The organism is Haloparvum sedimenti (assembly GCF_001462205.1).
In the GTDB taxonomy this organism is placed as follows: domain Archaea; phylum Halobacteriota; class Halobacteria; order Halobacteriales; family Haloferacaceae; genus Haloparvum; species Haloparvum sedimenti.
This window is the reverse complement of the sequence record NZ_LKIR01000123.1, coordinates 1-21,587: the sequence shown is the minus strand read 5'-3', so window position 1 is coordinate 21,587 and position 21,587 is coordinate 1. Positions and strand designations below refer to the sequence as shown.

The 21,587-nt window shown below is 70.4% G+C and carries 25 protein-coding genes and 1 pseudogene; 15 read left to right on the top strand and 11 right to left on the bottom strand.

What is annotated here, in order from left to right; all coding sequences use genetic code 11:
* Positions 1 to 25: 25 nt before the first annotated feature.
* Complete coding sequence (locus AN233_RS09180; RefSeq protein WP_058366494.1) at positions 26 to 1,282, bottom strand: potassium channel family protein; 1,257 nt, start codon at positions 1,280 to 1,282, stop codon at positions 26 to 28.
* Positions 1,283 to 1,446: 164 nt separating this feature from the next.
* On the opposite strand from AN233_RS09180, the gene AN233_RS09175 reads away from it, so the two are divergent.
* The gene (locus AN233_RS09175) at positions 1,447 to 2,604 is read left to right on the top strand and encodes an NAD-binding protein (protein WP_058366493.1); all 1,158 of its coding nucleotides are present in this window, start codon (positions 1,447 to 1,449) and stop codon (positions 2,602 to 2,604) included.
* A gap of 140 nt (positions 2,605 to 2,744) precedes the next feature.
* Here AN233_RS09175 and AN233_RS09170 read toward each other — a convergent pair whose 3' ends face one another.
* The 3 genes from AN233_RS09170 to AN233_RS09160 all read right to left on the bottom strand — a co-directional run bounded on the left by AN233_RS09170 (position 2,745) and on the right by AN233_RS09160 (position 4,536).
* Entirely contained in the window at positions 2,745 to 3,470 is a 726-nt protein-coding gene (locus AN233_RS09170; protein WP_058366492.1) for a nucleoside phosphorylase, read from the bottom strand.
* Positions 3,471 to 3,546: 76 nt separating this feature from the next.
* Positions 3,547 to 4,035 (bottom strand): hypothetical protein, encoded by a 489-nt coding sequence (locus AN233_RS09165; RefSeq protein ID WP_058366491.1) that lies wholly within the window; start codon positions 4,033 to 4,035, stop codon positions 3,547 to 3,549.
* Positions 4,036 to 4,110: 75 nt separating this feature from the next.
* The gene (locus AN233_RS09160; RefSeq protein ID WP_058366490.1) at positions 4,111 to 4,536 is read right to left on the bottom strand and encodes a universal stress protein; all 426 of its coding nucleotides are present in this window, start codon (positions 4,534 to 4,536) and stop codon (positions 4,111 to 4,113) included.
* Between the two features lie 135 nt (positions 4,537 to 4,671).
* Here AN233_RS09160 and AN233_RS09155 point away from each other — a divergent pair, with 135 nt between their 5' ends.
* Positions 4,672 to 5,154, top strand: a complete 483-nt coding sequence (locus tag AN233_RS09155) for a hypothetical protein (RefSeq protein WP_058366489.1) — start codon at positions 4,672 to 4,674, stop codon at positions 5,152 to 5,154.
* A gap of 24 nt (positions 5,155 to 5,178) precedes the next feature.
* On the opposite strand, the gene AN233_RS09150 is transcribed toward AN233_RS09155, so the two are convergent.
* Positions 5,179 to 5,835 carry an ArsR/SmtB family transcription factor gene (locus AN233_RS09150; protein WP_058366488.1) on the bottom strand — a complete coding sequence of 219 codons (657 nt, stop codon included), beginning with the start codon at positions 5,833 to 5,835 and terminating at the stop codon, positions 5,179 to 5,181.
* A gap of 148 nt (positions 5,836 to 5,983) precedes the next feature.
* Entirely contained in the window at positions 5,984 to 6,925 is a 942-nt protein-coding gene (locus AN233_RS09145) for a hypothetical protein (RefSeq protein WP_058366487.1), read from the bottom strand.
* Positions 6,926 to 7,088: 163 nt separating this feature from the next.
* On the opposite strand from AN233_RS09145, the gene gpmI reads away from it, so the two are divergent.
* The gene (gene gpmI / locus AN233_RS09140) at positions 7,089 to 8,642 is read left to right on the top strand and encodes a 2,3-bisphosphoglycerate-independent phosphoglycerate mutase (protein ID WP_058366486.1); all 1,554 of its coding nucleotides are present in this window, start codon (positions 7,089 to 7,091) and stop codon (positions 8,640 to 8,642) included.
* Between the two features lie 1,149 nt (positions 8,643 to 9,791).
* Here the strand turns inward: gpmI and AN233_RS09135 are convergent.
* Together AN233_RS09135 and AN233_RS09130 are read right to left on the bottom strand one after the other, a co-directional pair.
* Positions 9,792 to 10,268 carry a 50S ribosomal protein L11 gene (locus AN233_RS09135; RefSeq protein ID WP_058366485.1) on the bottom strand — a complete coding sequence of 159 codons (477 nt, stop codon included), beginning with the start codon at positions 10,266 to 10,268 and terminating at the stop codon, positions 9,792 to 9,794.
* A gap of 121 nt (positions 10,269 to 10,389) precedes the next feature.
* Positions 10,390 to 10,863 carry a GNAT family N-acetyltransferase gene (locus AN233_RS09130; RefSeq protein ID WP_058366484.1) on the bottom strand — a complete coding sequence of 158 codons (474 nt, stop codon included), beginning with the start codon at positions 10,861 to 10,863 and terminating at the stop codon, positions 10,390 to 10,392.
* 95 nt (positions 10,864 to 10,958) lie between these two features.
* Between AN233_RS09130 and AN233_RS18325 the strand changes: the two genes are divergently transcribed.
* The 6 genes from AN233_RS18325 (at position 10,959) to AN233_RS09100 (ending at position 14,707) form a co-directional block, all read left to right on the top strand.
* The gene (locus AN233_RS18325) at positions 10,959 to 12,107 is read left to right on the top strand and encodes a DUF502 domain-containing protein (protein WP_058366483.1); all 1,149 of its coding nucleotides are present in this window, start codon (positions 10,959 to 10,961) and stop codon (positions 12,105 to 12,107) included.
* Positions 12,104 to 12,514 carry an archease gene (locus AN233_RS09120; RefSeq protein ID WP_058366482.1) on the top strand — a complete coding sequence of 137 codons (411 nt, stop codon included), beginning with the start codon at positions 12,104 to 12,106 and terminating at the stop codon, positions 12,512 to 12,514. Before AN233_RS18325 ends, AN233_RS09120 begins: the two co-directional genes overlap by 4 nt.
* Positions 12,515 to 12,628: 114 nt before the next feature.
* A complete protein-coding gene (locus AN233_RS09115; RefSeq protein ID WP_058366481.1) occupies positions 12,629 to 12,820 on the top strand; it encodes a 30S ribosomal protein S17e in 192 nt (63 codons plus the stop codon).
* A gap of 68 nt (positions 12,821 to 12,888) precedes the next feature.
* On the top strand, positions 12,889 to 14,124 hold the full coding sequence (locus tag AN233_RS09110) for a tripartite tricarboxylate transporter permease (protein ID WP_058366480.1): 1,236 nt from the start codon (positions 12,889 to 12,891) through the stop codon (positions 14,122 to 14,124).
* Positions 14,125 to 14,258: 134 nt separating this feature from the next.
* Positions 14,259 to 14,438 carry an HVO_2753 family zinc finger protein gene (locus AN233_RS09105; protein ID WP_058366479.1) on the top strand — a complete coding sequence of 60 codons (180 nt, stop codon included), beginning with the start codon at positions 14,259 to 14,261 and terminating at the stop codon, positions 14,436 to 14,438.
* Between the two features lie 2 nt (positions 14,439 to 14,440).
* Positions 14,441 to 14,707: an elongation factor 1-beta gene (locus AN233_RS09100; RefSeq protein WP_058366478.1), complete on the top strand. Its 267-nt coding sequence runs from the start codon at positions 14,441 to 14,443 to the stop codon at positions 14,705 to 14,707.
* Between the two features lie 165 nt (positions 14,708 to 14,872).
* Here the strand turns inward: AN233_RS09100 and panB are convergent, their stop codons facing one another.
* Positions 14,873 to 15,682 (bottom strand): 3-methyl-2-oxobutanoate hydroxymethyltransferase, encoded by an 810-nt coding sequence (panB, locus tag AN233_RS09095; RefSeq protein ID WP_058366477.1) that lies wholly within the window; start codon positions 15,680 to 15,682, stop codon positions 14,873 to 14,875.
* Positions 15,683 to 15,812: 130 nt separating this feature from the next.
* Here panB and AN233_RS09090 point away from each other — a divergent pair.
* The 4 genes and pseudogenes from AN233_RS09090 to AN233_RS09075 all read left to right on the top strand — a co-directional run.
* Positions 15,813 to 16,070: pseudogene (locus AN233_RS09090) on the top strand (DUF5822 domain-containing protein); the annotation flags it as partial.
* Between the two features lie 210 nt (positions 16,071 to 16,280).
* Positions 16,281 to 16,598: a DUF5827 family protein gene (locus AN233_RS09085; RefSeq protein WP_058366475.1), complete on the top strand. Its 318-nt coding sequence runs from the start codon at positions 16,281 to 16,283 to the stop codon at positions 16,596 to 16,598.
* A 105-nt stretch (positions 16,599 to 16,703) separates the two neighbouring features.
* A complete protein-coding gene (gene thyA, locus AN233_RS09080) occupies positions 16,704 to 17,726 on the top strand; it encodes a thymidylate synthase (protein WP_058366474.1) in 1,023 nt (340 codons plus the stop codon).
* 4 nt (positions 17,727 to 17,730) lie between these two features.
* Entirely contained in the window at positions 17,731 to 18,309 is a 579-nt protein-coding gene (locus AN233_RS09075; RefSeq protein WP_058366473.1) for a dihydrofolate reductase, read from the top strand.
* 13 nt (positions 18,310 to 18,322) lie between these two features.
* Here AN233_RS09075 and AN233_RS09070 read toward each other — a convergent pair whose 3' ends face one another.
* A complete protein-coding gene (locus tag AN233_RS09070; protein ID WP_058366472.1) occupies positions 18,323 to 19,021 on the bottom strand; it encodes a 6-hydroxymethylpterin diphosphokinase MptE-like protein in 699 nt (232 codons plus the stop codon).
* 177 nt (positions 19,022 to 19,198) lie between these two features.
* Positions 19,199 to 20,446: a dihydropteroate synthase gene (gene folP / locus AN233_RS09065; protein ID WP_058366471.1), complete on the bottom strand. Its 1,248-nt coding sequence runs from the start codon at positions 20,444 to 20,446 to the stop codon at positions 19,199 to 19,201.
* A 133-nt stretch (positions 20,447 to 20,579) separates the two neighbouring features.
* On the opposite strand from folP, the gene AN233_RS09060 reads away from it, so the two are divergent.
* Both AN233_RS09060 and AN233_RS09055 read left to right on the top strand, forming a co-directional pair.
* Positions 20,580 to 21,179 (top strand): hypothetical protein, encoded by a 600-nt coding sequence (locus AN233_RS09060; RefSeq protein WP_058366470.1) that lies wholly within the window; start codon positions 20,580 to 20,582, stop codon positions 21,177 to 21,179.
* Positions 21,176 to 21,587, top strand: a 412-nt coding sequence (locus tag AN233_RS09055) for a TrmH family RNA methyltransferase (RefSeq protein ID WP_281176548.1), incomplete at its 3' end; no start/stop codon positions are given. The genes AN233_RS09060 and AN233_RS09055, both read left to right, overlap by 4 nt.

Sequence of the window (21,587 nt, the reverse complement as noted above, 5' to 3'; positions counted from 1 at the left end):
AGGCCGGCCGCTGCGAGCGCCGGCGTCACGCCGCCACCTCAGCGAAGTCGTCGAGCGCCTCGCGCGTTCCGACGACGAACAGCTCGTCGCCCGCGGACAGCGTCGCGCCGCCCCGCGGGGCGACCGTCCACGTTTCTGCCTTCGCGGCGACGACGACCACGTCGTACGTCTCACGGACCGCGGCGTCCGCGAGCGAGTGCCCGTCGAGCGGGCCGTCGGCCCGAACCGTCATCCGCCGAAACCGCTTGCCGGCCCGGCGCAGCAGCGTCGTCAGTTCGAACTCCCGGTGCGTGCCGCGCGAGGCCACCAGCACCCGCCCGCGGTCGGCCGCCAGCAGTGTGCTCGCCTCCGCGCGGTCGACGGCGAGCGTGACGCGGCCCTCCCCGCCCGTGGTGGTCGGCGCACTCGGTGGCGGCGCCTCCGCCGCTGCGCCCTCGCCGCCGTCGGTCCGCGGTGCCCCATCACTTCCGGCCGCAGTCGCTGGCGAGGCGGATGCCGGGCTCGGCTTTGGGGTCGATCCGCCGGACTTCGCCGAGAGCACCGTTCCCTCGACGACCCCGTCGTCGGTGAACACGCGGACCTCGTCGCCGCGGGCGATCCCCGTCGGAACGAGCGCAGAGACCGAGACCGCACGCTGGCCGGACGGCACGCGCTTCGAGAGCCCGCCCATCGGCGGCGCGGCGCTGACCGTCGCTCGCGCTCGCTCGTCGATCGTGACGGCCACGTCCGGGAGGTCGTACTCGGTTTTGAGACGGTCGGCGAGTCGCGTTTCCAGCTCCGAGAGCGGCACGTCCGCCGGGAATTTCCACTCGTCGTCGGTGATCTCGGCTCGGATCGCCGCCGGGAGCGGCGGGTAGCCCTCCATGTCGCCGACCGATCCGGCGATGTCGATCCGGACCTGTCCACGGCCGCCGACGCGCTCGATAACGTCCGCGGAGAGGGTGCGGTCCCGAAGCGTGCGCAGCGACATCCGACGCGGCACCGTCGCGCCGAGCTTGTCACCCTGCGCGTGGGCGTACAGCGAAAGCATCAACACGACCAAAATCGCGGTCAGCACCGCGGGAGCGCGCTCGGAGTTGCGCACGGTCGGGTCGTTGAGCGCGAGCAGGCCGCCGTTGACCCCTGCGATAGCGAGCGCGAGGACGACGACACCGAACCCGGGGATCGTCACCCCCGTGAAGTACTTGAACACGAATCCGAGGACGCCGGCCACCAGCGCCGGCACGATCCCCGTCAGCACGCCGAGGTAGATCCCGTAGAGGATCTCGACCGGGAGCGTCATGCTCTCCCTCTTTCCCGGCACACCTAAACGCTTACCGCCGTCGGCGGTCCGCGGCGGTCCACACCGGTCCGCGTGGACCGCAACCGGACCGAGCGCAACATGGGGTCCGCATCGCGATGCCCGCGTCGCGTGGCGTTTAAGTTCGCAGTCCGCGACGAGCGGGTATGGGTCTAAGCCGGGAGTGGGTCACCGTGCGGGCGTCAATCGTGTTGACGTTCGCCATCGCGGTGCTGTCGATCCTCGTCGGGCTCATCCACATCTCGACCGGCGGCGTTGCCGGCCCGCTCGCACCGTACGTCCCGGACTGGGTGAAACAGACCGTCGGCTTCACGGGGACGCTGACGGGGTTCGCAATGCTCGGCAGCGGCTACGCACTCAAGCGTGGCTACCGCGTCGGCTGGTACTCGACGGCGGTACTGCTTCCGCTGACCGCGGTACAGGGGCTCCTGCAGACCTCGGCGTTCGCGTATCCCCTCGTCGTCCTGTCGCTGGTCTCGCTGCCGGGTCTCCTTGTCAACCGCGGGCGGTTCACGCGCACGTACCGCCCCTCGCCCACGCAGTTGGCGGCCGGCACCGCCCTCGTCACCGCGATGGGATACGGGACGTTCGGCTCCTTCGCGCTCCGCGAGGAGTTCTCGGGGATCGAAACGGTCGTCGACGCGTTCTACTTCACGGTCGTCACCGCCTCGACCGTCGGCTACGGGGACATCTCGCCGGCGACCGACATCGGTCGCATGTTCGGCATCTCGGTGCTGGTGATCAACGTGGCCGCGTTCGCGGTGGCGCTCGGTGTCCTGCTGACGCCCGCGATCGAGGCGCAACTCTCGAAGGCACTCGGAAAAATGACAGACAGACAGCTCGACCTACTCGAAGACCACGTCCTCGTGCTCGGATACGGGGACCTGACGGAACCGATACTCGAAGAACTCGCGGAGCGAGGCGTCACGTTCGCGGTCATCACCGAGGACGACCGGAGCGCCCGCCTCCTCGACGATCAGGAGGTGCCGACGCTCACCGCGGACCCGAGCGACGTGACGCCCCTCGAGCGCGCCCACATCGAAGAGGCACGCGCGGTCGTCGTCGCCACCAACGACGACGCGAAGGACGCGCTGGCGATCCTCACCGCGCGACAGCTCAACCCCTCGATCCGGATCGTCGCCGCCGCGACACAGCGCGAGAACGTCGACAAGCTCCGTCGCGCGGGCGCGGACCACGTCATCTCGCCGTCGACGCTCGGCGGCCACCTCCTCGTCGACTCCGCGTTCGGCGACGACGGCGAGGAGGTCGCCGACGAGATCATGGGCGAGGGGGACGAGGAGTAGATCGGTTCGCGGGGACTCACAAACCGCCGCACATTTCTGTCACCGATCACCGGTCGCGGCGTTTCTGCACCGATTATCGACCGCGGTGGCTTCATCGCCTCCCGTAACCGCGTCGAGCGTGTCGACGGCGCTCGGTACGCCTACAGCGCCGTGACCGCTTCGAGCGTGATCTTGATCGCGCGCTCGACGTTGTTCTTGGCCTTCTCGGGGAGTTCGTCGTCCGAGTCGGCGCCTTTCTGGGTGCCCTCGACGAGGTTGCCGTCCACGGTACAGATGGCACCGGCGCGGAGGCCCTTCCGGCGCGCCAGCGAGAAGACGGTCGCGGCCTCCATCTCGATGGCCAGCAGGTTCGCGTCCTCCCAGTCGTCGACGAAGTCCTCGGACTCGTTGTAGAAGGCGTCGTCGGAGACGATGGGGCCGACGTGAACCTCCTCGCCGTTGCGCTCGGCCGCGCCGACGAGTTCCGTCAGCGCGTCGTAGTCCGGCACCGCGGGGTAGTTCGCCGACTCGTAGCGCTTGGAGGTCCCCTCCTCCTTGGCGGCACCGGAGGCGACGACCATGTCCCCGATCTCGATGTCCGACTGCAGCCCGCCGCAGGTGCCACAGCGGAGGAACGTGTCGACGCCGACGCGCGACAGCTCCTCGACGGCGATGGCCGCGGAGGGACAGCCGATCCCGGTCGAGCAGATCGTCAGCTCGCAGCCCTCGTACTCTGCGTTGACGACCTTGTACTCGCGGTTCTGTGCGACGACCTCGCTGTCGTCACACTGGTCCGCGATGCGGTCGACGCGGCCGGGGTCGCCCGGGATGATCGCGATCTCGTGAACGTCGCCCTCCTCGACGAGCAGGTGCGGCTGTTTCGCCATGTGGAACCCTCCCCGAGACGCGGCAAAAGCGATACGGTCCGCGGCGGCGTCCGTGTGTGACCGCGGACGCCTTCCGTCACCTCAGGAGGGAGGCGAGCGCCGGCGCCGTGACCGCGAGCGCGGCGCCGAACGCGAGACTCGCGCGGAGCCACCGACCCTGCACCTCCGTGTCGCGCTCCTTGTAGGCGCGCCCGCCGACGTACGGGAACACGGCAACCGCAAACACGAGGTACACCGCGCCGGTCACGAGCGCGGCCGCCAGCAGGTGTGCGGGGAACCCGATCCCACCGGACAGCGTGCCGACCGCGGGCAGAACTCTGTCGAACCCGGCTGCCAGCGCGGCGTACGCCGCCCCCGTGACCGCCCCGGCCGCGCCGTGGAACACGAGCGCCTGCGGGAGGGGCACGTCGGCGGGTCGGCACCGCGTCACGAGCGCCGTAGCGACCCGTGCGGGCACGAAACCGGTCGCGTCGCGGGACATCGGGTAGGCCATCACCGCGGCACCGATCAGTCCGGCCGCGATGCCGATGAGCAGCCAGGCGATCGACGCGGGCACGGGACTCATTCGCACGGCGTTGTCGCCGTGACGGGTTAAATCCCCGTCCGCCGGGCGTCAGACGCGCCGTCGCCGCACCGTCAGCTACTCGTCTCGGGGCAGTACGACGACCGGCCGGTCAACCTCCGTCACGAGCTTCGTCCGGACGCTTCCGGAGAGGAAGTCGACGATCCGGCCGCCGCCGCGAGACCGGAAGGCGATCGACGTGGCGCTCCTCTCCGCGGCCGCCTCGCGGATCGCCGCCGCCACGTCGGTCCCGTACAACAGGTCCGTCTCGACCGTCAGCCCGTCCGCCTCGGCGCGGTCCCGAAACAGAGAGAACGCCTCCTCGGCCGCCAGTTCGCGCTGTTCGACGCCCGCTTTGTCGGGCGCGCCGCCGGCCTTCTCGATCACGTTGACGACGTGGATCTCGGCGTCAGCGTCCACGTACTCGCGGAGCGCCTCGTAGGTCGACTCCGCGTCCTCGACGCTCGCGACCGGAACCAGCGGTCGGGAGAGGATGTCGGTCATGTCTCGGGCTTCGCGGGCCGCCGGCTTGAGTGCTGCCCTCGGTGCGCCGGACCGACCCGCGTCGTCCCGCCCTGAGCGAGAACGCGTCGTTCCGCCCGGCGCAAGAACAAAGGCCGCGCGGCCGAACGGTCCGGTATGACGCCCTCCATCGACCGGTCCGACGCCGGAACGCGCGACACCGCCGCGTCCACGGACGATGCCGGAACCGACGGAGGCGAGGCGTCGCTCGTCGGCGTGCGCGGCCGCGCGTTCTCGCTCAGGGCGCTCGGCGTCGCGCTGCTCACGCTCGGTTCGGGTTCGGTGCTCGGCGGGTTCGTCCCGATAATCGGCGGCAGCATCGGACGACTCGCCGGCGTCGCCGCGGGCGCGTTCCTGATCGGTGCACTCGCCTCGCGTCGCCGCTACGTGGAGACGGCGCTGGCGGGCGCCGGCATCGGCGCGGCGAGCGCGCTCCTGAGCGCCCTGTCGGTCGGGTTCCTTCCGGTCGGCGTCCAGTTCCTGCAGGAGTACGGCGTCGGCCTCGTCGGCGTCGGCACCGCGCTCGGGGCGGTCGTCGCGCTCCTCGGCACCTACTTCGGACGCGACCTCCGCGCGGGACTGACCGCGAACGTGGAGTGACTGCGACGACGCCGAGGTCGGACGCTACCGTACCGCGAAGCCGTTTTCTTTGCGCGTGAGAACGCCCACGTCAGCGAGCCTGTCGAGGGCGTCCCGAACCGCGTCGCCGGGCGCGCTCACTTCGGCCGCGACCGCGTCCGCGGAGCCGTCCGTCTCCACGACCGCGGCCAGTACCTCGGCGTAGAACTGGCTGTCGGCCTCGGTGCCGAGCCGTTCGTCGATCCGGGAGAGCGTCTCCTCGAGCCGACCGTGGACCCACCGCTGGGCCAGCGAGAGCTCGCGGTCGAGCGACCGGAGGCGACCGAACTCCGCGGCCAGCTCCGCCATGTCGTCACACTCCGGCTCCAGGTCCAACTCGAGCGAGAGCAGCGAGCAGCGCCCGTTCATGTCGAGGTTCGCACTCGCCGGATAGGCGCTCTTGGCGCCGAAGCCGTGCGGCGAGACGTTGACCTCCAGCCGGAGGCTCCGGGAGATGTGGAAGTATTTGCGGCGCTTGTCGTCCGTCCGCGACTCGATGAGGCCGGCCTCCTCCAGCTTGCGCAGGTGGTCGATGACGGCCTTCGGGCTCACCCCGAGGTACTCGGAGATCTCCGTGACGTAACACGGCTTGTGCGAGAGGAGCCGGAGGATGCGCCGGCGGTTCTCGTTGCCGAGGAGATCGAGCAATACCGCGGAGTCCATTAACGTGTGGTTAGCGACGAGCAGCTAAAAGGCTGTCTAACACGCCGACGGCGCTCCGGCGACTCCCCACCGACCGCGGGCCACAAGCCCTGGACGATGTCGTCTCACTCCGGGGTGTCGGTCGCGTCACTCCGGGGTGTCGGTCGCGTCACTCCGGGGTGCCGGTCGGCTCCGAAGTCCGCTCGGCCTCCGCCCCGTTCGGCGAGCTGCGATCGGACGCCGGGCCGTTCCCCTCGGCGGCTCCGCGGTCGCCGTTTCCGGAGTCCGAGGGCGTCCCCGATTCGCTGCCGTTGCCGCCGTTGTCACCGGTTCCGCTACCGTTCCCCCCACTACCCGCGCCGGGTGCGCCGTCTGGCGGTCCCCCGTCGCCCGCACCCGCGCCGTTGCCTCCACCGTCGCCCGCGCCGTTACCTGGGCCCTCCCCCGCGCCGGGCGGTCCGGAACCGTTGCCTGACCGGTTCGCCCCCTCGCCGGGGACGCCGTCGGGCGGGCCGCCACCGGGGGTCGCGGGGCGTCCGCTCGCCTCACTGGCCGCGGCTGCGACCGCGTTGGCTCGCTCGACGGACGCTGCCGGAACCCCCGACCGTTCCGCGACGGCGCCCGTCTCGTTGGCCGCGATGCCGATCGACCGGAGCTCCGCGCGGAGCCGGGCGTCCCTCGCGCGGTACTCGCCAGGGGTGAGGCTGCCGTTCTCGTACCGGGCCGCGAGCGCGGCGCGGCGCTCCCGCAGGTCGGCGACGCGGTCGGCCAGCTCCGCGGAGCGGTTCTCGACCGCCTCGGCGCTGACGTTCCCCTTGACGCGTGCTTCCCACATCCCCTGGTCGACCTCGCCGCCCGTCCCGGCGGTCGTCGACTGGACGAACGAGGAGACGGCGCTCCCGAACCCGGGGTCGTCGCTCGACGCGTTCTCCGTGCCGTTCTCGTCGGAGTCGGCCGTTCCGCTGCCCTCCGAAGTTCCGCCGGGCGTGTCGGCGGGAGTCTCGACCTGCGCGCCGTCGATCGGTGCTGTCGGCGCCGCACCGACGCCGCCGACGCCGCCCACGAGACAACACCCCGCCAGCAGGACTGCGATCAGGGGCGTCGCGTTCATACCCGGACGAAGTGCCCCTCGACGCATAAATAGACACATCCGTTCGTTTCGTTCGCAGGGGCGAACGGTCCGTCTGATCCCGTCGCAGTCGTCCGGTTCTCATCGACCGGCGGGGTTCGCGCGAAGCGAAGCGTAGTTACGGGCAGCCACCCACGCCACGACCATGCACGCAGCCCTCGTGATCCTCGACGGCTGGGGTCTCGGCGCCGGGAGCGACGGCGACCACCCGGCTCCCGACCCGAACCGCGACGCCGGTCGCGACGCGGTGGCGGCCGCGGACACGCCCACCTTCGACGACGCCGCGAGCCGCGGAGCGTCCGGTCGGTTGGAGGTCCACGGCCGGCGCGTCGGTCTCCCGGACGCACAGATGGGCAACTCGGAGGTCGGCCACCTCAACATCGGCGCAGGACGAGTCGTCAAGCAGGCGTACACCCGGATCTCCGACGTCATCGCGGACGGTACCTTCGCGGAGAACGAGGCCATCGAGTCGGCCTTCTCGCACGTCGCCGAGACGGGCGGCCGTGTCCACTTCATGGGGCTCGTCTCCGACGGCGGGGTCCACTCCGACATCGCCCACCTGAAGGCGCTGATCGACGGCGCGGCTGCCCACGGCGTGCCGGCGACGACACACGCGTTCACGGACGGCCGCGACACCGCGCCCGAGATCGGCGACGAGTTCCTCGCCGAGGTGACGGCCCACGCCGAGACGGCCGGCACGGGCGAGGTGGCGACCGTGACGGGGCGCTACTTCGCGATGGACCGCGACGAGAACTGGGAGCGCACGAAGCGCGCCTACGACGCCATCGTGAACCGCGAGGCGCCCCACGAGGCCGCCTCCGGGACCGGGGCGGTCGAGGAGGCGCACGCCCGCGGCGAGACCGACGAGTTCGTCGAGCCGACGCTGGTCGCGGGGGGGCCGGCCCTCTCGGACGGCGACGCGGTCGTCTTCTTCAACTTCCGCGCGGACCGCGCTCGCCAGCTGGTCCGGATGCTCACCGGCACCGTGCCGACGTGGGAGTACGACCTCGACCAGCCCGCCATCGAACTCGTCACGCTCACGGAGTACGACGAGACCTACGAGTTCCCGGTCGCGTTCCCGCCCACCATCCCCGAAGACACGCTCGGGGAGGTGACCGCGGACGCGGGCTTCGAGCAGCTCCGCATCGCGGAGTCGGAGAAGTACCCGCACGTCACCTACTTCCTCAACGGCGGCCGCGAGGTGGCCTTCGACGGCGAGGAGCGGATCATCGTCGACAGCCCGGACGTGCCGACCTACGACCTGCAACCGGAGATGTCCGCCGCGGAGCTGACCGACGAGGCGGTCGGGTTCATCGAGCGGGAGGACCCCGAGCTCCTGGTCCTCAACTACGCGAACCCCGACATGGTCGGCCACACCGGCGACTTCGACGCCGCGGTCGAGGCCGTCGAGGCGGTCGACGTACAGCTCGGGCGGCTGCTCGACGCGGTCGCGGACGCGGGCGGGCACGCGGTCGTCACCGCCGACCACGGTAACGCCGACGACATGGGTACGGAGGAGGAGCCGCACACCGCGCACACGTTCAACCCGGTCCCGTTCGTCTACCTCACGCCCGACGGCGACGGCGGCGGCCACGCGGTCCACGACGGCGGCTCCCTGTGCGACGTGGCGCCGACGCTTTTGGAGCTGATGGGCGTCGAACAGCCGGCCGCCATGACCGGCGAGAGCCTGCTGGAGTAGCCGCACGACCGACCGGTGGCGCGGGATTCTCGAGAGAATTCCGCCGAACAACGGCGATACTGGGTATATCGACACGCGTATGTTGCCTTTCTGTTATTTAGGGGTGTTTTTGTGACTGCGATCGATCCTGCTGATCTGGACAACACCGTCCAGAAAGCCCCAGCCGGCTCGACCCGCCGGGCCTCGCTGCGCTCCTCGCTCTCCGCACAGCCCGCTGCGGTGCTTGCGTCGTCCGGGCGGGATCGAGCCGGCTGCCCCTTTCAGCCCCACCCACCGCCCAGCACCGCAACCGCCCCGCACAGCACCGCAACCGCCCAGCAGCCTCGTCCCTCCCCAGCCTCGGCGGCGGCGCGGCCGCGCGACCGCACCGCATGCGGCCGCGCCGCCGCCTCCCTCGCGCGGTCGCGGCGACACAGGGTCGCCGCGGCGCGCGCCAACCGCACCGCACCGTCGCCGGACGAACATTTATCGCAGATACTGCGGGACTCCCGCCGTGAGTGCAGCCGTATCGCGCCGGACACGGCGCATCGGCTCGCCGGCTGTCGAACGCCCGGCGTCGCAGGCGCGCTACTGCACGCCTGCGAGCAGCGAGAGCTTGTCTCTCGCCCGCCGCGCGAGAAACGCGCGCGAGGGAAGCCCGCGCGCGGCCGAAGCGACGCGAAGGCCGAGGGCGGCTGAGGTTGGGGAGGCGTGAGGCTACGCTCACCTCGACAGCCAGAACAGAGACCCACCGAGCTACCGGCTGCGACGGCCGACTACACAAACCACCTCCTGGCGGATTGAAAGGGCGAGGCCGGTCGCGGGCGCTCAGACGACCCCTATCGGCGCCGGGCGTTGCGGAGAGGCGCCGATATGTCGCTGAGCGTCCGCGAGCGGTCGAGGGCTTTCTGGCTGTTGGCGACAATCGCAGCAGGACGCTTTCTGACACAAAAACCAGCGTAAAGCGAGCGGTCGAGGGCTTTCTAAGCGTTGGCAACAAGCGCAGCAGGACGCTTTATAAGACAAAAAACAGACACTTCTTGATCACCCCGTTATACCCAGTATCGCTGTCGACCGATCACGGGGAATGCACCGCTGGGTGAGAAAACCGGCAGAAAACGCGACCCGCGGACGTCGTCCGCGACGAAACGTGGAACTACGGCCGCGCGGTTACGCTTCGAGGATGTCGTCGTAGTCGCCGGCGTCGACGCGGTCGTCGAACGTCCGGGCGTCCTCGCCCTCGATGGTGACGCCGAGGGAGGCGCAGGTGCCGCCGACCTCCTTGGCGGCGTTTTTCGTGTCGTACGAGAGCAGGTCCGAGGACTTCTGCTCGGCCACCTTCTTGACCTGTTCGATGGTCATGTCGGCGACGAAGTCCTCCTGCGGCTCGCCGGAGCCGGTGTCGAAGCCGGCTTCGTCCTTGATCAGCTCCGCGGTCGGCGGGACGCCGACCTCGATGCTGAAGGAGCCGTCGTCGTCGTACTCGACGGTGACGGGAACCTCCATCCCGTCGAACGCGGCGGTCTCTTCGTTGATCTGGTTGACGACGTCCTGCACGTCCACGGGGGTCGGGCCGAGCTCGGGACCGAGCGGCGGGCCCGGGTCGGCCTGCCCGCCGGGAACGAGCACTTCGATAGTTCCAGCCATACTCCTAGCAACCCGGGCGCGACTTTTAACGGTTGTTCTTCGGCGCGCGGTGCGCGAGCGGTTCGCACGCCGGCGGGAGCGGCCTCGGGGCGCGGCTCCTGCCGGTGTCCCGCCGGCCCGTTCAGCGACGGACGAAATCGGAGAGCCGCTCGCGCAGCGAGTCCTCGCCGAGTTTGAGGTAGTAGGCGTCGCCGCCGTCCTCGTAGTAGTTCTCGATGTGCCGTTTCACCTCGAAGCCGAGGTGTTCGTAGAAGCCGAGCGCCTCCGCGTTCGTCGTCCGCGCGTGGCAGGTGACCGAGCGGTTGTCCTCCGCGACCTCCGCGACGAGGCGCTCGCCGTAGCCGTGTCCGCGCGCCGTCGGCGCCACCGCGAGAAAGAGGATGTAGCCGTCGCGCCGCACCGAGGCGAACGCGACGAGTTCGTCGTCCTCGAAGAGGAGGTGCGTCGTCGACCGCCGGTAGGCGTCGGTGAAGAAGCCGCGGCGCTGCCGGAGCACGCCCTCGGCCTCGCGGATCCGCTCCTTGAGGTCCCACGCGGCCGCGACGTGGTCCGCGTCTCCCGGTCGGTCGACACGCTTCCGCACGTTGACGCTCACTGGGACGAGATAACACGCCCACGAGATATAACTCCACCGTCCGGCGCGATCCGAGGGGGGAACAATTAACTCGGGGTCGGGCGTCGATGGCCACGATGGCAGACGAGTCGCCGCGCGCTCGCGACGAACTCCGAAACGGATTCCTCACGGGCGTCGCGGTCATCGTGCCGCTTCTGATCACGCTGATCGTCCTCGCGATCGCGTTCAACTACATCTACACGTACCTCGACCTCTTCTCGGACGTCATCCTCCCGTTCGAGTCACAGGTGACCGTCCCCGGCGTCGGACCGATCCAGCAGGAGGTCCTGGTCGAACTCGCCACGCCGGTGGTCCTGCTGCTGCTCATCCTCGTCGTCGGGCTGACCGCGAACTCCTCGCGGTACGGCCAGCGCGCGGTCGACTACTTCGACTACGTCATCGAGCGAATTCCGGGCGTCGGCTCCGTCTATGAAAGTTTCAGGCAGATGTCGGACGTAATGCTCGAGTCGGACGACCAGAACTTCCAGGAGGTCGTCCTCGTCGAGTTCCCGACGGAGGGCGTCTACACGACCGCGTTCGTCACGAGCGAAACCCCCGAGACCATCTCCGACCCCGTCGGCCGCGGCGACATGACGACGCTGTTCATGCCGATGGCCCCCAACCCGGTGATGGGCGGCCACGTCGTGTTCGTTCCGAACGACCGCATCGTCGAGATCGACATGACCGTCGAGGAGGGAATCCGCGCACTCGTGACGAGCGGCGTCGCCGTCAGCGAGGCGACCGGCGGCGAGGTCGGGGTCCCCGCCAGCCGACTCCGCGGCCTCTCGACGTTCGAGGAGGTCGAAGGGTGGTTCGACCCCGGCAACGTCGCCGACGAGGAACGCCCGGCCGACGCGACTGCCACCGAGCGGACGAGCCACTACGACCGCGCCGTCGACCCCGAGCAGGCGCAGACGCCAGACTCCATCGCGGAGCGCGAGCGCCCGGACGAATCCACGGACGCTTCGGACGAGTCCGGAACCGGCGAAGCGGGAGTCTACGACCGGGAGGAGACGACGGTCACCCCGGCCGAGCGTGCCGGACGCTACGAGTCCGCACAGGACGGAACGGAGGAGCAGCCCTCGGAGGCGGCCGACCGACCGCCGGAACAGCGCGAGCCGACCGACCGGAGGCCTTCCGAGGTTACTGGGGAAAGCGCAGGTGAGGGGACCTCCGAAGCGGACGACGACCGGGTCGACGCCGACGATGGGGAGGACGAACGGTGACCTTCGAGCTTCGCGACCACACCGCCGACGTGGCGGTGGCGGCGACCGCGGACACCCTCGACGGCGTGTTCGCGGACGTGGCCGCCGGATTGACCGCCGCGATGTGCGAGTCGTGGCCGGCCGACGGGGAGCGGTTCGAGATGGAAGAGCGCGCGGAGGGAAAGGAGGCGCTGCTGTTCGACTATCTCGACCGGCTGATCTACGAGCGCGACGTGCGCGAAGTACTCCCCGTCGACCACGAGTGTACGGTCCGGCGCGAGGGCGAGGAGTGGGTGGCCGAGGCGACCGCCCGCGGTGTGCCTCTCGCCGCCGTCCACGCCCGCGACGTGAAGGCCGTCACCTACTCGGAGATGGAGCTGGAGCGGCGGAACGGTGGCTGGGAGGCGTACGTCGTCTTCGACGTCTGAGCGCAACCGAAGTCGTTGGTGGTGCCGGCGACGGCGGGGTCCGGCGTGAGAGGTCGTCACACCGGCGCGCTCGGGAACGAACCCTTTTAGTTCGGCCCGCAGGTATCACCCCCTATGGCTATCAAACCCAAGTACATCAAGCAGCTGGGGAACGCGCTGCTGGAGCGGTATCCGCAGTCGTTCAACACGGATTTCGAGACGAACAAGGAGAGCGTCGACGAGCTGACGACCGTCGAGTCGAAGGGCGTCCGGAACCGCATCGCCGGCTACGTTACCCGCAAGAAGTCGCAGGCCGGCGCAGCCTGATTTTCGACGCACCGAGACGCACGCTCCTCCCGTAGCTTTACACCGGAAGCCGCGGCCAACTCCGCGGGATGGACCCCGGCTTCCGCCTCGTTGTCGATCCTGCACTCGCCGCCTCTCTGCTCGCGTTTCTGGCGGGCGGGATCGCGCTCGGCACCGCGAGCGGGCTGGTTCCGGGGCTCCACGCCAACAACTTCGCGCTGCTTCTGGCGGGCGTCGCGGCTGGGAGCGACGCCGACCCGCTCCTGCTCGGAGTGGCGATGTTGGCCGCGGGCGTCGTTCACACCTTCCTCGACATCGTCCCGGCGCTCGCGCTCGGGGTCCCCGACGCTTCGATGGCGGTCGCTTCCCTACCGGGTCACCGCCTCGTGATCGCCGGCCGCGGCCGCGAGGCGTTGCGGCTCTCGGCGGTCGGCTCGGGCGCAGCCGTCGCGCTCGCGCTTCCGCTGGCGGTTCCGGTGACCTGGGTGATGTCACGCGTCTATCCAACGCTCCGTGCGCATCTCTGGCTCGTACTCGGCGCCGTGGTCGCGTTCCTCCTCGTGACCGAGTCCTCGCGGCGAGCCGCGGCCGGCGGCGCGGTGGCGTTCCTGTCGAGCGCCGCCCTCGGTATCCTCACGCTGGACGTGGAGCCGGCCGCACCGCTCGAGGCCGGCGGGATGCTCGCTCCGCTGTTCACGGGACTGTTCGGCGCGCCGGTGCTGATCGAGGCGCTGCGTGGATCGGGCGTCCCGCCGCAGGCGGACGCGCGGTTGACGATGGCCCCTCGTTCGCTCGGACGGGCCGCGGGCGCTGGCTCCCTCGCGGGCGCGGTCGTCGGCTACTTGCCGGGGATCTCGGCGGCCATCGCGTCGGTGCTGGCGCTGCCGGCGGTCCCCGCCGAGGACGCCGACCGGGGTTTCGTCGTCGCCACCTCCGGCGCTGGGACCTCGAACACGGTGTTCGCGCTGTTCGCGCTCGTCGCACTCGGGACGCCGCGGACGGGCGTGATGGTCGCGCTCGAGCGTGCGGGAGCCCCGCTCGCGCTCCCGGTGCTTTTGGCGACGACCGTCGCCGCTGCCCTCGCGGGTTTCTCGCTCGTCCTCCTGGTCGGAGACGCCTACCTCCGCGTGGTCGGGAGCGCGGACTACACGCGGCTCAGCCTCTGCGTGTTGGCGTTTCTGTCCGCGCTGTCGTTCCTGTTCGCCGGCCCGATCGGTGTGGGCGTCTTCGCGATCGCGGCCGCGCTCGGACTGGTACCGCCGCGGGTCGGCGCCCGACGGGTCCACCTGATGGGCGTCCTGATCGGCCCGCTGCTGATCGGGTGAGAGCGGAAGGCGGCGTCGAGTCCCGGAAACGTCGAAAACTCGGTTTGCGTCCACTGAGCGGCCGCCCATGCGACGGAGACACGGGGCGGCGCCAAAGAACAACGGTTAAAAGTCGTGCGCCGGTTCTTTAGTGTATGAGCGAGAGCCGGCAGCAGGCGGCGCGCAAGTGCGTCTCCTGTGGCATCAAGGTGTCCGGGAAGAACGCGGCGGAGTTCGCGTGCCCCGACTGCGGCACGACGATCTACCGCTGCGCGACGTGCCGCAAGCAGAGCAACCTCTACGAGTGTCCCGACTGCGGCTTCCGGGGGCCCTGATCATGGGTGACGTCGCCGCTCAGATCAAGGTCATGCCGCAGAGCCCCGAGATCGACCTCGACGACCTCGAGGACCGTCTCGAGGAGTCGCTGCCCAAGGGCGCGAAGATCCGCGGGTTCCAGCGCGACGAGGTCGCGTTCGGGCTGGTCGCGCTCCTGCCGACCGTCATCGTCCCCGACGACGCCGGCGGTACCGAGGCCGTCGAGGAGGCGTTCGCCGACGTCGAGGGCGTCGAGTCGATCGCGGTCGAGAACGTCGGCCGGCTGTAAGCTGACGACCGCTTTCGTGCGTTTTCTCTCCCCCTGATCGGAAGCGCCGCCAGCCGCGCGTTTCACCGGAACCGTGGTGTCTTCTCCCCGCTCGCAGCGTCCCGGCCGGACTCACGGAGCCCATCCAACGTGGTGCCCCTCCAAACTGCTTGGAGCGTGCCCCGCTCAGTAGAGGTCCTCGAGGGTCTCCTCAACGTGGCTGTGCTCCTCGCTCGGGAACTCGCCCGCCTCCACCGCGTCGCGGTACTCTCCGACCGCGCGCGCCATCTCCGCGCGGACGTCACCGAACTGCTTCGAGAACGGCGGCGACCAGTCGTCGAGCCCGAGCACGTCGTTGATCACGAGGACCTGCCCGTCGCAGTCCGGGCCCGCGCCGATGCCGATCGTCGGGATCTCCAGCGCCTCCGTCACCGCGCCCGCGAGGTTCGCGGGGACGTGTTCTAACACGAGCGAGAAAGCGCCGGCGTCGGCGTGCGCGCCCGCGAGTTCGACGATCTCCTCGGCGGCCTCGCGGTCGGTTCCCTGTCGGCCGTAGCCGAGGCGGTTGACGTGCTGGGGTGTCAACCCGAGGTGCGCCATCACCGGGATCCCCAGGTCGGTGAGCCGCGCCGTCAGGTCGACGGTGTGCGGCCCGGACTCGATCTTCACGGCGTCCGCGTTCGCCTCCTTCAGCATCCGTCCCGCGTTGTGTATCGACTCGGCCTCGTCGACGCCGAACGAGAGGAACGGCATGTCGGCGACGACCAGCGCGTCCTCCGCCGCGCGCGCGACAGCGCCCGTTCGGCTTTCGACCTCCTCGAGAGTTACCGGGAGGGTCGTGTCGTACCCGAGCACGGCGTTCCCCATGCTGTCGCCGACGAGGATGACGTCGATACCTGCTTCGTCGACGACCGCCGCCGTCGGCGCGTCGTACGCGGTCAGCATCGTGATCGGCTCCTCGCCCGCCTTCGACCGCAACCCCCGCGTCGTGGTCATACCCGTTCGGTTCGGCGCCCGGCGGATAAAGTGGTCGGGGTCGCGGTCGGTTCCTCCGGGTCGATCCCTCCGAGCCGATCGCGGCGGCCGGACCGGCAGCGATTTGGGCGCGCGCGCCGCAGGTCCGCGCGTGCAACCCGTCGAGCGCACCGAGGTCGAGGGCATCGACTACGGCTGGGTGATGCAGATGACCTTCGTCGTCACCATCCTCGTGGGGGCGCCCGTCGTCGCGCTGCTGTCGACCGTCGTGACGCTCGACACCTGGGGCGCCCGGGCCGCGTTCGCGATCCGCGTCGGCGCCCCCATCTGGTTCGCCACCGCCGTCTCGCTGGCCGTCTACGCGAAGCGCACGGAGGCGGGCGACGTGAGAGAGCCGGCGGACGAGGAGTAGGGCGGGACGGGCAGGGACCCTTCCGCGACGCGTCTGAAAGAGCGGTCGAGGGATTGCCCGGCGTTGGCAACAAACACGGCAGCACGCTCTCGGAGATGACCCCCGAGGGTCGACCGCCGGTCCGCACCACCGCCGCTGGCACTCGCACCGAGCCTCCACGGAGGCTCGACCGGCAGCGTTTACGCGGTCGCGTTCGAACGGCCGCGCATGCCCAAACCGAAAGAGGAGTTCGCGGAGACGTACCCCTGCGACTTCTACACGGCCGCGGAGCTGTTGAAGCCGGACCTGCTCTACACGGTGCCGGAGATCGCCCGACTGCTGCAGGGACTGGAGCCGGACGCGGAGATCGACGAGGGGACCGAGGCGGTGCTCGTCGACTGGGCGATCCCGTGGGTGATGACCAACGCCGAGGACCTCGTGGTCGCGGAGCCGCAGGAGCCCGACGCGCCGGGGTACTACGGACTCGCGGAACACGCGGCCGCGAACGCGGACGCGGAGGGACCGACCGGTTCCGACGACGCCTGATCCGAGTTCCGGCGACCGACGGCACACTCCGGGGTCTTTAGGTAGCCGGCCGCGTTTCCACCGATAGACCACCCCGGCCGGCCGCGGCCGCGGGGATTTCCACCCATGCAACAGTACCTCGATCTCGTCGACGAGACCCTCTCGACGGGCACGTACAAGCCGAACCGCACGGGGGTCGACACCGTCGCGACGTTCAACGGCGGCTACACCATCGACCTCTCGGAGGGCTTTCCCCTGCTGACGACCAAGAAGCTCGACGGCTACCGCTGGAACTCGCTGATCCACGAGGTGCTGTGGTACCTCTCGGGCGAGGAACACGTCCGGAACCTCCGCGAGCACACGAAGATCTGGGATGCGTGGGCCGACGAGGAGGGGCGGCTCGATACTGCCTACGGCCGCTTCTGGCGCCGCTACCCCGTCCCTGAAGGCGGGCTGGAGGGCGAGACGTGGCCCGACGAGAGCCAGCGCTGGGTCACCGTCGAGGAGGACGCGGAGGGGAAGCAGGTCCGCACGTTCGACCAGATACAGTACGTGCTCGACACCCTCGCGGAGAACCCGCACTCGCGGCGCATGGTCGTGAACGCGTGGCACCCCGCGAACGCGGCCGTCTCGACGCTCCCCCCCTGCCACTACACGTTCGTCGTCAACGTGCAGGGCGGCAAGCTCAACCTCCACCTCACGCAGCGCTCCGGCGACGTTGCCCTCGGCGTGCCGTTCAACATCGCCGCCTACGCACTCCTGGCGAAGGCCATCGCGCAGCGCACGGCGTTCGAGGTCGGCGAATTCGGTCACACCATCGTCGACGCGCACGTCTACTGCGGCACCGGCGACCGCGGCGCGTGGTACGGCGACAACCTCGACCGCCTGCAGGATCGCCTCGCGGGCGTCGAGGAGAAGGCCGACTACCGCGGCGTGCGTGCGTGGCTCGAGGACGAGGCGCCCGCGGAGGCGGCGGGCGAGGAGAACTACGACCACGTCCCCGGCCTGCTCGAACAGCTCTCCCGCGAGCCCCGCGAGCGCCCCCGGATCGAGATCGCCGACAAGCCGCTCGACGAGTTGACCTACGACGACGTCGAACTGGTCGACTACGACTCCGCGGAGGGGCTCTCCTTCGCGGTCGCGGAGTGAGGACATGGGCGAGGTGAACGAGGGCGGTGACCCGAGCACGCCGCCGGAGCCGCCTGCGGACCTGACGCTCACGCTGATCGCCGCGGTCGCGGACAACGGCGTCATCGGCGCGGACGGAGGGATGCCGTGGCACTACCCGGCCGACCTCGCGCACTTCAAGGAGACCACGACGGGCCACCCCGTGATCCTCGGCCGGACGACCTACGAGAGCATCGCGGGCCAGATCGGCGGGCCGCTGCCGGATCGGACGAACGTGGTCCTCTCTCGGCGCGACCTCGACCTCCCCGAGGGCGCGGTGCAGGCCGGGAGTCTCGACGAGGCGCTCTCCGTCGCCGCGGCGGACGCCCGCGAGCGCGGCGTCGACGAGGTGTTCGTCGCCGGCGGCGCCCGCGTCTACGAGCAGTTCCTCCCGGTCGCGGACCGACTCCGGATCACGGAGATCGAGAACGTTCACGAGGGCGACACGCGGTTCCCGGAGCGGGATCCCGAGGCGTGGACCGAAGTTTCCCGCGACGAGCGCGAGGACCTCGCGTTCGTCGTTTACGAGCGCCGGGCCGAGTCCGGGAACCCCCCCGACGAGTAAGACGAGAAGGCCCCTACGACCCGTCGAGCCACGGGAACGACAGGTCCTCGCGGCGCCCGTTCAGCACCGGGAACCGCTCGCCGCGGCGGCGCTCCAGCCAGCCGAGGAGCCGAGCGGCCCACTCGAGCTTCCGCGCCTTCGCCGCATCGACGCCCGGGTCCTCGAAGTCCCACCCGACGAACCGGAGCTCCGCGGCCCCGAAGTGGTCGGCGAGGAACGCCGCGCGGTCGCCGTCGGTGAAACCGCCGAAGTTCTCGACCGGTCCCCACGGCTCGGCCTGCGTCGTCACGAGCGTCGCGGCGGCTTCGAACGCCGGGAGCCACTCGCGGACCGCGGGGACGTTGTCGCCGTGGGCGTGGGCCGCGACTGGCGTCCCGGCCGCCGTCAGGGCGCGTGCAGTCTCGGGATTCTTGTCGAGGTCGGTGACCATCAGGTCGACGGTCACGCCTTCCTCCCGGAGCGCGTCCGCGGCGGTCGAGGCTGCGACGACGGCGTCGGCGCCCCGCGCCGCGGCGAGCTCGCTCCGGGCGGTCAGCGATGGCCCGGCGCCCGCGACCGCGACCGTCGCCCCCTCCAGGAACGCGAGCCGGCCGCGGTCGAACGGCGTCGCCAGCCCCGCCGCAACGTCGCGGGCGCGCTCGTCGGCCGTCCGGTCGTACCCGAAGTCGGCGAGCACGGCCTCGTAGGCGGGTTCCCACTCGTCGAAGTTCACGCGACGGTCCCCCCTGTCCCGGCCACGTCGCCGATCTCAGAATCACGCCGGGCCAACGGACGGCGCCGCCGCTGGCGATCGTAACTGTATGGGCCGGAGTGGCACAGAGTACCCCTACCCACGTGCCCTTCCGGCGTCCGGTCGAACCGTTGTTGGCAAAGGGGCATAAACTTTCTCTTAGCTGAAGGACCGCGTTATGCTCCGCATAACCTCGCCGACAGCGTCCGAATCCCCGGAATAGGCGTCATCGGCCGCGGCGAGCGCGGCGGGGGTGCCGACGAGCAGTCCGCTGGCCGGTTCGGGAGTGGGATCTCCGCCGTCGGTCGAGGGAGACGCCGTCGACGCTCCCTCGGTCTCGGTCGCGGCTGCCCCGGCGAGCACGAACGCGGCGCCGGTTCCGGCGATGGCCGACCGAAGGGCTCCGCGCTCCTCCGGCGAAAGCCCCCCGAGTTCGTAGATCCGAACGACGCTCCGGTCGGCGAGATCGGTGCTGTCGGGGCTCTCGCGTCCGGCCGTCGCGTCGAGCCTGTCGAGGTGTCGCTCCGCCTCCCGCGGCGTCGTCACGTCCAACTCCTCGACGGTCACCTCGGCGTCCGGCCCCGTCTCGCGGAGGCGGTCGCGGGCGAACTCCTTGCCGATCAGCGCCGCGTCGCGAGTCTCCGCAACGTCGTGGGTCCTGATCACGTGGGCGCCGCGCTCGACCGCCATCGAGGTGGCCGCCAGCGAGACCGGCAGGGCCTCGTCGGTGTCGCGGTCGGCGACGGACCGGAGGAAGTTCTTGCGGTTGATCGAGACGAGCAGCGGGCGGCCGTAGCCGCGGAACTCCCGCAGCCGGCGGAACGTCTCGCGGTCGTGTTCGAGCGTCTTCGCCTCCGACCAGCCGCCGAAGGCCGGGTCGAGGATGGTCTTGTCGGTGAAGCCGTTCTGCGCCAGCGCCTCGTAGATGTCGTCGATCTCCTCGACGGCACCCGGGCGCTCCAGGTCCGGCGGCGAGGCCATCTTCGCGACCGCGGCGTCGCGGGCCGCACAGACCTCGGGCATCTTCGGGTCGGCGAAGCCGCAGATGTCGTTGACCATGTCGAACCCGCGGTCGAGGGCCGCCTCGGCGACCTCGTGGTAACGCGTCTCGATGGACCACACGGCGTCGCCGGAGGTCGACGCCAGCGTTTCGACCGCGGTGTCGAGCCGGTCCAGCTCCTGTTCCGCGGAGAGCACCTCGAAGCGCTTGTTGGCCGATTCGAGTCCCACGTCGACGATGTCGGCGCCCTCGTCGATCAGCGCCTCGTCCACGTACTCGGCCGCCTCGCCGGGGTCGTCGAAGACGCTCGGCGAGTACGGCGACTCCTTCGAGACGTTGAGCACCCCCATGATGCGCGGGGGGTGGTCGTCGCCGATCCCCAGCCCCGCGGCGTCCACGTTTCGCATGGGCGGATCGTGGGGCGCGCGAACCATAGGTCGTCCGGAAGCGGCGGGGGCGTGGGTGGTGGTCGCCGGCACAACGACCGCCCGCGAACCCCGGAAGGACGCGTTTTTAACCGCCCGCACCCGACGTTCGGACATGTCTAAGGTGAGCGTCGGCCTCCGCGGATGGCGGTTCGAGGAGTCCGAGATATTCACCCCCGAGGGGGAGTTCAAGCCCCTCGACGAGATCCCCGAGGAGCCGCGCGAGCGCCTCCTCCGGCTGACGAAGCTCGTCGAGGAGCCCTGTGACGCCTGCTACCTCGAGTACGGCGAGGAGGAGGTACAGAAGGCCCGACAGGCCGAGATCGTCTACGGCGAACCGCTCGGCGAGGTGCTGCTGTGTCCCGCCCACGAGGCGGACTTCCTCTACTGGTTCCGCGAGGCGGGCGGAGACGCCCACCGCGGCGACCCGGAGCTGTCCGACGCCTTCCACGAGTGGTACGCGGCGGGCAACCGCGCACCGGAGGGCTACGGGGGGATCGATCACGTCGACGACGACCCCGAAGGCGTCCCGGAGCCGCCGGACCAGAAGGAGGTCCAGCGCCGGCTCGAAGAGGAGTTCGAGGGACGCCGGATCGACCTCCACGAGTACGGTCCCGACGACGGGGACGAGTTCGACCCCGAGGACCGGCTGACCGCCGAGGACCTCTCCGAGTCGGACCTGGACCTTTCGACCGACTACCCCTCGGACTCATGAGCGGGGGAGAGAACGCGGCGGCCGCCGAGGATCCGGCCGCGGACGCCGCCGAGGAAGACGCGGCCGCCGAGGTCGAGCGGGCCGAGGCTGAGGACGCACCGGAGGGCCCACGGAGCAAAAAGCCGGTCGTGGTCGTCGTCGAGCCCGAGACGCCGGGCAACGTCGGTTCCATCGCCCGGGCGATGAAGAACTTCGGGCTCTCTGAGCTGAAGCTGGTGGACCCGCCGGAGATCGACCGCGACAGCGAGGCGTACGGCTTCGCCGGCCACGCCCGCGAGGACGTGCTTCCCAACGCCGAGGAGGTGACCTTCGAGGAGGTCGTCGAGAGCTACCACACCGTCGGAACCACCGCCATCACCGGCGAGGACTCCCGCAGCGGCGTCCGGTTCCCGTTCAAGACGCCGGTCG

Coding starts and splice junctions, on each gene's coding strand:
- AN233_RS09180 (WP_058366494.1), bottom strand. CDS start 1,282: ATGACGCTCCCGGTCGAGATCCTCTACGGGATCTACCTCGGCGTGCTG.
- AN233_RS09175 (WP_058366493.1), top strand. CDS start 1,447: ATGGGTCTAAGCCGGGAGTGGGTCACCGTGCGGGCGTCAATCGTGTTG.
- AN233_RS09170 (WP_058366492.1), bottom strand. CDS start 3,470: ATGGCGAAACAGCCGCACCTGCTCGTCGAGGAGGGCGACGTTCACGAG.
- AN233_RS09165 (WP_058366491.1), bottom strand. CDS start 4,035: ATGAGTCCCGTGCCCGCGTCGATCGCCTGGCTGCTCATCGGCATCGCG.
- AN233_RS09160 (WP_058366490.1), bottom strand. CDS start 4,536: ATGACCGACATCCTCTCCCGACCGCTGGTTCCGGTCGCGAGCGTCGAG.
- AN233_RS09155 (WP_058366489.1), top strand. CDS start 4,672: ATGACGCCCTCCATCGACCGGTCCGACGCCGGAACGCGCGACACCGCC.
- AN233_RS09150 (WP_058366488.1), bottom strand. CDS start 5,835: ATGGACTCCGCGGTATTGCTCGATCTCCTCGGCAACGAGAACCGCCGG.
- AN233_RS09145 (WP_058366487.1), bottom strand. CDS start 6,925: ATGAACGCGACGCCCCTGATCGCAGTCCTGCTGGCGGGGTGTTGTCTC.
- gpmI (WP_058366486.1), top strand. CDS start 7,089: ATGCACGCAGCCCTCGTGATCCTCGACGGCTGGGGTCTCGGCGCCGGG.
- AN233_RS09135 (WP_058366485.1), bottom strand. CDS start 10,268: ATGGCTGGAACTATCGAAGTGCTCGTTCCCGGCGGGCAGGCCGACCCG.
- AN233_RS18325 (WP_058366483.1), top strand. CDS start 10,959: ATGGCAGACGAGTCGCCGCGCGCTCGCGACGAACTCCGAAACGGATTC.
- AN233_RS09115 (WP_058366481.1), top strand. CDS start 12,629: ATGGCTATCAAACCCAAGTACATCAAGCAGCTGGGGAACGCGCTGCTG.
- AN233_RS09110 (WP_058366480.1), top strand. CDS start 12,889: ATGGACCCCGGCTTCCGCCTCGTTGTCGATCCTGCACTCGCCGCCTCT.
- AN233_RS09105 (WP_058366479.1), top strand. CDS start 14,259: ATGAGCGAGAGCCGGCAGCAGGCGGCGCGCAAGTGCGTCTCCTGTGGC.
- AN233_RS09100 (WP_058366478.1), top strand. CDS start 14,441: ATGGGTGACGTCGCCGCTCAGATCAAGGTCATGCCGCAGAGCCCCGAG.
- panB (WP_058366477.1), bottom strand. CDS start 15,682: ATGACCACGACGCGGGGGTTGCGGTCGAAGGCGGGCGAGGAGCCGATC.
- AN233_RS09085 (WP_058366475.1), top strand. CDS start 16,281: ATGCCCAAACCGAAAGAGGAGTTCGCGGAGACGTACCCCTGCGACTTC.
- thyA (WP_058366474.1), top strand. CDS start 16,704: ATGCAACAGTACCTCGATCTCGTCGACGAGACCCTCTCGACGGGCACG.
- AN233_RS09075 (WP_058366473.1), top strand. CDS start 17,731: ATGGGCGAGGTGAACGAGGGCGGTGACCCGAGCACGCCGCCGGAGCCG.
- folP (WP_058366471.1), bottom strand. CDS start 20,446: ATGCGAAACGTGGACGCCGCGGGGCTGGGGATCGGCGACGACCACCCC.
- AN233_RS09060 (WP_058366470.1), top strand. CDS start 20,580: ATGTCTAAGGTGAGCGTCGGCCTCCGCGGATGGCGGTTCGAGGAGTCC.